General features: G+C 62.6%; 6 protein-coding genes. 2 read left to right on the top strand and 4 right to left on the bottom strand.

Going from position 1 to position 7,951, the window contains the following annotated elements:
• Positions 1-69 precede the first annotated feature (69 nt).
• The 4 genes from DW913_RS05720 to pckA all read right to left on the bottom strand — a co-directional run bounded on the left by DW913_RS05720 (position 70) and on the right by pckA (position 4,279).
• Positions 70-924, bottom strand: a complete 855-nt coding sequence (locus DW913_RS05720; protein ID WP_117797876.1) for a DegV family protein — start codon at positions 922-924, stop codon at positions 70-72.
• Between the two features lie 119 nt (positions 925-1,043).
• Positions 1,044-1,493 (bottom strand): MarR family winged helix-turn-helix transcriptional regulator, encoded by a 450-nt coding sequence (locus tag DW913_RS05715; protein ID WP_117637801.1) that lies wholly within the window; start codon positions 1,491-1,493, stop codon positions 1,044-1,046.
• A 168-nt stretch (positions 1,494-1,661) separates the two neighbouring features.
• Positions 1,662-2,381, bottom strand: coding sequence for a B3/4 domain-containing protein (locus DW913_RS05710; protein WP_117797874.1), 720 nt, complete (start codon positions 2,379-2,381; stop codon positions 1,662-1,664).
• A 227-nt stretch (positions 2,382-2,608) separates the two neighbouring features.
• Positions 2,609-4,279 (bottom strand): phosphoenolpyruvate carboxykinase (ATP), encoded by a 1,671-nt coding sequence (pckA, locus tag DW913_RS05705; RefSeq protein ID WP_117797873.1) that lies wholly within the window; start codon positions 4,277-4,279, stop codon positions 2,609-2,611.
• A gap of 380 nt (positions 4,280-4,659) precedes the next feature.
• On the opposite strand from pckA, the gene DW913_RS05700 reads away from it, so the two are divergent.
• Both DW913_RS05700 and DW913_RS05695 read left to right on the top strand, forming a co-directional pair.
• Positions 4,660-6,024 (top strand): IS110 family transposase, encoded by a 1,365-nt coding sequence (locus DW913_RS05700; protein WP_233542009.1) that lies wholly within the window; start codon positions 4,660-4,662, stop codon positions 6,022-6,024.
• A gap of 195 nt (positions 6,025-6,219) precedes the next feature.
• The gene (locus DW913_RS05695; protein ID WP_369832265.1) at positions 6,220-7,803 is read left to right on the top strand and encodes a lipopolysaccharide biosynthesis protein; all 1,584 of its coding nucleotides are present in this window, start codon (positions 6,220-6,222) and stop codon (positions 7,801-7,803) included.
• Positions 7,804-7,951 lie beyond the last annotated feature (148 nt).

Raw genomic sequence — 7,951 nt, 5'->3', positions numbered from 1 at the left:
CATTTCCCGATGTCCAAGAAATGGGAGGCAGTTCATCTGTCTCCTTTGTGGTGGTTTATGGCAGGTCGGTTAGTTAGCGGGCTGGAAGAAGGCTACGGCTACGGCGCCGGGGCCAACGTGGGTTCCGATGGTGGCGCCAATGGTGTGAACGGGCAGTTCGCCCTCGGTGTGACCAGCCCACAGCGCCGCGCTGTCCTCGATATACTTCTTGAGCACCGCATCCGAAAGACCCGTATAGCCGAGCGCCAGCGGCATGGAAAAGTCGATGCCGCCCGCCTTTTCGACCTTTTGGTTCAGCAGGTTGCGGCCGTTCTTGGAACCGCGAGCCTTGCCCAGCTGCACGATCAGACCGTCCTCGACAGCCACCACAGGCTTTACGTTGAGCAGCGTGCCCACGGCGCCGGCCGCAGCAGACAGACGACCGCCGCGCACCAGGTACTCCAGCGTCTCGAGCAGGCCGATAACCACCACACGGTCGCGCACGGCCTCGACAGCCGCCGCGATCTGAGATGCACTGCGGCCCTCGTCCACCAAGCGCAGCGCATACTCGACCAGGACGCGCTCGCCCAGGGTGACGTTGTTGCTGTCTACCACGAACACGTCGCCACCTGGCGCCTCGGCAAGTGCGGTACGGGCACTCTGATTGGTGCCTGATAGCTTAGCGCCCACGGTAATAATCACAGCCTCATCGCCGGCTTCACGAACCTTGGCAATCGCCTGCGAAAACGCGTACGGGTTGACCTGGCCGGTCTTGGGCAGCTCATCGCGCTCCACGAGCATCTCGTAAAAGCGCTGGTGATCGATGTCGATGCCATCCATGTACACATCGGTGCCAAAAGTGACGGACAGCGGCAAAACGGCCAGTGCTGGGTGCTCGGCCGGCGACATATCGCTTGCGGAATCGGTAATAATGCGGACGGACATAGCGAATCCTTTCTTGCGCAGGTCCCGCGCAGGGAATTTTGACAGCAAGGCCCCGGCACGGTATACGCGCTCAAACAGGACTATGCAGTTGTTAATTGGAAGCAAAAGCCTTGGCGACCCTACAGCTCGCGCAGGGTGTTGAGAATCGTGCGCAGCGACGCATACATCTGCTCGCGCTGCTCCACACCCATAGCCTTACCGGTGGTATCGAGCACTTCGTGGATGATGCGGTCGGCCTCGCTCATGCTCTCGCCGCCCAGAGCGGTCAGGCGCACCGGAGCACGATACTTAACGGCGGCATCGCCCGAATCATCGACCTCGACGTAGCCGCCCTCCTCCAGATGCGCCAGCGTGCGCGAGACGGCAGCGCGGGTCACGCCTGCCATGCGAGCCAGATCAGCGCCAGTCAGGCCGTCCTTACTGCGCTCAAGATAGTAAAGGCACATAACGTCGGAGCCCTTGAGGCCCAGCCTTGCGCCCTCGGATGTCTTAATGCGCTGGATCTCCTTGTAGAGCCCGCTGATCAGTCCGACAAAGTCCTCGAAACGTGTCTCGTCGTTCTGCTGCATGAGAGACGACCGCCTTTCGCTTGCATAATGCTAACGGGTAAACATCTTAACCGTACCCAGCGGCCGCCAGCCCTGCACGACCTATTTGTTGACCCATCAACATAAAAACCACCACAAAGGACAGGTACCTTTGTGGTGGTTTTGGGCATCAATAGGTTCTAGGCGCCGCTACAGGTCCACACAGGGATTGTCGCGGGTCACAAGCGTCTTAACGACAACCGTCGCTCCCAGATAGCGCTCGAGCAGATCGGCAAGACGGTCGATGGCGGCCTGGCAGTCCTCCATTCGCTCGGGCTCCACGCACTCAATCGCCAGGAACGCGTCGGCCGAATCATCGGACAGGGCCGTTCGAACGCCGTCGCGCCAGTTCCAGCAGCGGCACACGGCGCCCGCATCATCGATGTAGGCGAGCTCGCCGGGCAGCGTCGGGTCACCTGTCTCCTCGCCAAGCGGCAGAAACGCATCGCCACCGTCGGTCACCGCCAACCGCAGATCGCCCTCGATAGCATGTAGGTCCTCGCCTCCCACGGGCAGCGCATAGGTCAGCGACACCGTGTTGTAGATGTCCACCGCGGGCGTAATGTGGCCCACAGGCTTGCCCTTAAGCACGCGCTTGAGCAAGTTCTCGATCGAGCAGCGGGCGCCCTTTTTAGTCTTGAACAGCCGGTACGCGTCGCGCCATGCCTTGACCGGCGCGTTCTCGCTGATGGTATCGCTAGTCAGGTGGCGCTCCGCATCGATGTTGGCGCGGTCAAGCAGCGCGGCGATCGCATCCACGTCCTCCTGGGGAATCTGAGCCGCGGGCTTCATGCCCTTTACGACCACAACGCCGATAGCCGCCTGCGGAAATAGTTCCCAGAATGAATCCTCGGCAATAAAGCTCTTCATACGTGCTCCCTTCATCGTGCGCGCCCGAGCGAGGGCGCCTAAACAAAAAGCGCCCTCACGACGGCCACCTTCAAAGTCCTACGGTGCCGCCACAAGAGCGCTTACGCTGTCCCCATCCGGAGAAGGGGACGATATGTCAGGCGTATTGTAACCCGAGTCATCCACGCGAGCAAAACCACCACAAAGGTGCCTGTCCCCTTTGTGGTGGATATGGACTCACGGCGAAGCTAGTGGCGAAGTCCCAGCAGCCCGCGGCCGCGATGACGGGCGTCGGCGTGTACTTGAACGTGCGGGCCGGCGGCTTTGACGGACTCGGGCAGGTGCGAGTACTTCTTCTCGAAGTTCTCCTCAAACATCACCGCCAGGTTGTGTGCTGCCTCGTCGTAGCGCGCGGTGCTCTGCCAGTACTGGCGCGGCACCAGGATGCCGTCGGGCACACCGTGGCACGTAGTGGGAATGTCGACATTAAAGATATCGTCGTGCACGAACTCGCTGTCCTCGATGGTACCGTCGAGGGCGCGGGCCACCAGGGCGCGCGTGTAGGCAAGCTCGATGCGATGGCCCACGCCGTAGCCGCCGCCAATCCAGCCGGTATTGACCAGATAGACGCGGGTGCGACCGTCGGCGATACGCTCGCCGAGCATCTTGGCGTAGACCATAGGGTCGAGCGGCATAAACGGCTCGCCAAACAGCGAAGAGAACGTGGGCGTGGGCTCGGTGACGCCGACCTCGGTGCCGGGGATCTTGGCGGTGAAGCCCGTCACAAAGTGGTACATGGCGGCATCGGCCTCCAGGCGTGAGATGGGCGGCAACACACCAAAGGCGTCGCAGGTCAAAAACAGCACGACGCTCGGAGTGGTGCCCATGCCCTTGGTCCACGCGTTGGGGATATGCTCGACGGGATAGGCCACGCGCGTGTTATGCGTGATCGAGATGTCATCGTAGTTGGGCTTGCGGTTCTCGTCGAGCACCACGTTTTCGCAGATCGCGCCAAAGCGGACAGCGTTGAAGATCTCGGGCTCGTGGAAGGCGTCCAGGCCCTCGCATTTGGCGTAGCAGCCACCCTCGATGTTAAAGATGCCCATGTCAGACCAGCCGTGCTCGTCGTCGCCGATCAGCAGGCGCGTGGGATTGGCCGAAAGCGTGGTCTTGCCGGTGCCGGACAGGCCAAAGAACACGGCGGTCTCGTGCGTGACGGGATCCATGCTGGCCGAGCAGTGCATGGGCAGCACGTCGTCCTCGACGGGCAGCAGATAGTTCATGACGCTAAAGATCGACTTTTTAATCTCGCCGGAGTAGCCGGTGCCGGCGACCAGAATCACGCGTTCCTGGAAGTTGATGACCACGGCGGCGCTAGAGTTGAGGCCCTTGATGGCGGGATCGCACTGGTAGCCCGGCGCGGCAAGCACGCAGAAGTCGGGCTCGCCGGTGCGCGCGATTTCGCGGGCGAGCGGGCGGGCGAGCATCTGCTTAATAAAGAGTGCCTGGCTGGCACGCTCGCAGGCAACGAGCAGTCGACGCGTGTGGTTGCGGTCGGCACCTGCCATGCCGCGGGTGACGAACACGTCGCGCTCGTTGAGATAGTCGACGATGCCGGCCTTGATGGCCTCATAGCTCTCGACGGACAGCGGGCGGTTGACCGCGCCCCAGGCAATCTTGTCGTGAACATCGGGGGTGTCAACGATAAAGCGGTCATTGGGGGAACGGCCGGTACGCTCCCCCGTCTCGATCACAAGCGCGCCGTTGGATGCCATGCGGCCTTCTTCGCGGCGGATAGCGTGCTCGACGAGCTCCGCGGCGGGTAGATCGACCAGCAGACGGGGTTGATTCTCGGCGGGATCTTCAACGAGCGTAATACCAAAGTTGGACAAAACTTCTGCAGGGGTAACACCAGGCATGGGGCCTCCTTTAAAAACGCGACACGTGGACGCGGCGCGCACTTTACTCACGTAAAGCCCGTTGTACCCGATATGCAAAAACGTTTTTGCGGCAAGGGCGGCAAGCCCGCCCAACGGTCAAAAATCGCAGGCAAGCGGCCTAGTCATTGGGGACGTTCTTAAACGACTAGTCGTTGGGGACACTCATGAACAGGCAACATTCAAGGAGTGTCCCCGGATGCCGGCACTTAGGGACGTTCCCAAAGTGCCGGCACAGACGATATGAGCAGGACATAAAACATTGAGAGCCCCTGCTGCATGAAGGACCGCGGATTAGGCCGACAATGGTGAGTGTCTAATTCAGCCGCGGCGGCCACGCCGCATTCATGGAAGGGGCTCCCATGCTCGATACTACCACCTTCGTCGGCCTCGACGTCCACGCCCGCTCGATAAAGGCCGTCTCCCTCGACGTCATGACCGGGGAGGTGCGCGCCGCGACCTTCGGCTACGACGCCGGCGCCGTCGCGGAGTGGGTCCGCTCCGTGGACCCCGGGGCCAGGTGCGTGTACGAGTCCGGGGTCACGGGCTTCGACCTGCAGAAGAGGCTCTCCGGCCTGGGGGTCGACTGCGTGGTCGGCGCCGTCTCGAAGATGATCAAGCCCAGCGCGGACAGGCGCAGGAAGAACGACCGCAACGACGCCGAGTTCCTCGCCCGCATGCTGTCGGTCGGCAACGTGGTCGAGGTGTGGGTCCCCGACGACGAGTGCGAGGCCGCCCGCGACCTGACCAGGGCGCTCGAGGACGCGAGGGACGACCTCTCGCGCTCGAAGCAGCGGCTCTCCAAGTTCCTGCTCAGGCACGGGCTCGTCTTCGACGAGAGGACGCCCACCGGCCGCAGGAAGGGCAACTGGACCCGGGCGCACTGGTCCTGGATCGAGTCGATAAGGTTCGCGGAGGGGGCCGACGAGGAGGTGCTCGCCTACTACGTCGACGCGGTCAGGCGGGCGGCGGAGGAGAAGGCGAGGCTCGAGGGGCTCGTCGAGGGCGAGGCCCGCAAGCCCAGGTGGAGGAGGAGGGTCGACTCCCTGCGCTGCCTCAAGGGCGTCGACACCGCTTCCGCCGCCGACCTCGTGTTCGAGGCCGGCGAGTTCTCCAGGTTCAGGAACGCCCGCTCGTTCGCCGCGTGGGTCGGCCTGACGCCCTCCGAGCACTCCAGCGGGGAGAGCGACCGCAGGGGCGCGATCACCAAGGCCGGCAACAAGCACCTGAGGAAGACGCTGGTCGAGGCCGCGTGGCACTACCTGACGTGCTCGGGGCGGCCGAAGGACCTCGCCAAGGGCCAGGCCCCGGACCGGGGCGCTAACAAGGCATGCCGCCAAGGGCGTGCGGAGGCTGGTCGAGAGGCGGGAGGCGCTGCTCGCGCGCGGGGTGCACGGCAACAAGGCGAACGTCGCCACGGCGCGCGAGCTCGCCTGCTGGGTGTGGGCGGTCGGCCTCATGGCCGAGGAGGCGTAGGGGGGGGCGGTCCCCCGCACATAAGCCAGTCACCCCGGAAGCGGTTCGATCCGAAGCCGTTGAGGCGAACCTCAGGTCCCTTTTCTGCGAGCGCCCAGGGCGCCACACGCGTGCACAGACTGTCGGTTCGACGTAGAAGCCTCAGCCGTAGCAACGGATTGCCCAGCGAGAGATCGCCACGGGCGGATATTAAACTGCAAAGACGAGCGTCGGTAAGACACGCCGAGGTCGCCGCGGACGGGTTGATATAGGGAGAGGGCCTGACCCCATATCGTTGGGGCCAGGCCCGATTTTGCCTCTTGACAATGTCCTGCTCATATTATAAGGAACGTCCCCAAATGCCGTCTACTGAATGGCGCCGCCGAAATTATCGAACAACCTGTTCAAAAACACGACCGAACACCGTCGCGTCTATACTAGAGTGCAGCAATAGAAAGGACTCCGCTTTGAGCATCACGCCCCTCGATAGCATTCGCCGCGCCATCGCCCGCCGCAATGGCGTCGCCGACCCCGCCGTAGCGGGCAGCGGCACCGCAAGGGCCCAGGGCGGACGCATCGAGAACGGCCTGTTCCCCGCCTCCCACACGGCCGAAGAGCTCGCGCGCATCCAGGAGCTGAGCCAGCGCAACGCCGGCGGCCCCGACAGCAGCCAGGCCACACGCCGTCGCCGGCGCGAACGCGATCGGGAGCCCGGCCCCGTCCGCCGCATGGTCAACGCTTGGTGGAACCGCCTGCTCGGAGCCGTCTACGGCGGCGGCTTCTCCACACAAGAAGCCGAGTACGAAGATCACGCCACCCGTCGCGACTACCTTTGGAATACCCTGGGCACCGCCGTGTGGGGCATGGCGTTTCCGTTGCTCACCATCGTGTCCACACAGCTCGTGGGCGCCGAGGAGGCTGGCAAATTCTCCATCGCCTTTGTCACCGGCACGCTCATCATGATCGCGTGCAACTACGGCGTGCGCAATTTCCAGGTCTCGGATATCGACGAAAAAACCTCTTTCGCCTCCTACCAGCTCAACCGCTGGCTCTGCGGAGCGCTCGCGCTGGCATGCGGCCTGGTATACAGCAGCGCCCGCGGCTACGATGCGCAGATGGCCACGATCGGCCTGGGCGTCTACCTGTATAAGGTGATCGACGGCGTGGCGGACGTGTACGAGGGCCGCCTGCAGCAGGCCGACAAGCTCTATTTGGCCGGCATGAGCCAAACGCTGCGTTCCGCCGGCGTCATCGCGGTCTTTAGCATGGCGCTGTTCCTTACGCGCAGTATGCCCATCGCGGCCATGGCCATGGGCATCGCCGCGATTGCCTCGCTCGTGCTGGTCACCGCGCCGCTTGCCCTGCTCGAGACCGAAAAATCGCGCCGCGTGAGCCTGCGCGAGGTCGGCCACCTGTTTATCCAGTGCGCCCCGCTCTTTGGTGCGCTGTTCCTGTTCAACCTTATCGAGAGCATGCCCAAGTTCGTGATGGAAGGCACGCTGGCATACAAATATCAGCTGTACTTTAATGCCCTGTTCTTTCCGGCGCAGGCTATTTTGCTGAGCATTGGATTTATCTATAAACCGCAGCTCCTGCGCTTGTCGAGCATTTGGGCTAATCCTCGCAAGCGTCGTCGCTTTGACCTGATTATTGTTGCCGTTATGGCGCTGATCGTGGTCATCACCGGCGTGTGCGCCGCATTTATGGCAGGTCCCGGTATTCCCCTCATGAGCTTTATGTACGGCCTCAGCTTTGAACGCTACCGTACGCTGGCGCTGCTGATGGTCGTCGCCGGCGGCGTCACCGCGGCCATCGACTTTATCTACGCCATCATCACGGTGCTGCGCCACGCTGGAGACGTCACCAAGATCTACCTGATCTGCTTCGCCGTAAGCGTGGTGCTGCCGGTGATCCTGATTAAGCTACTGGGTCTGATGGGCGCTGTGGTGAGCTACCTAGCCATCATGGCCCTACTCCTGGTGCTGCTGATTATCGAATACGCCCACATCCGCCAACGCATCGAGCGCGACCGCAACCCGTACGGCGCCTAATTGGCGCAATGGGGGTCTCGTTGCGGACGATTTGCGACACGCAAAACTAAGTGAGTAGACTTTTGCCGAATCCCTGACCACACCGGCAAAACACAAGTCAGTGACCTGCGATTTTGTTGAGGCAAATTTGCCGGCTGCTCGGCATTTC

The organism is Collinsella sp. AM42-18AC, from assembly GCF_003467965.1.
Taxonomy (GTDB): domain Bacteria; phylum Actinomycetota; class Coriobacteriia; order Coriobacteriales; family Coriobacteriaceae; genus Collinsella.
Note: the sequence above shows the minus strand (reverse complement) of the source record. Positions and strands in the feature narration are given on the sequence as shown.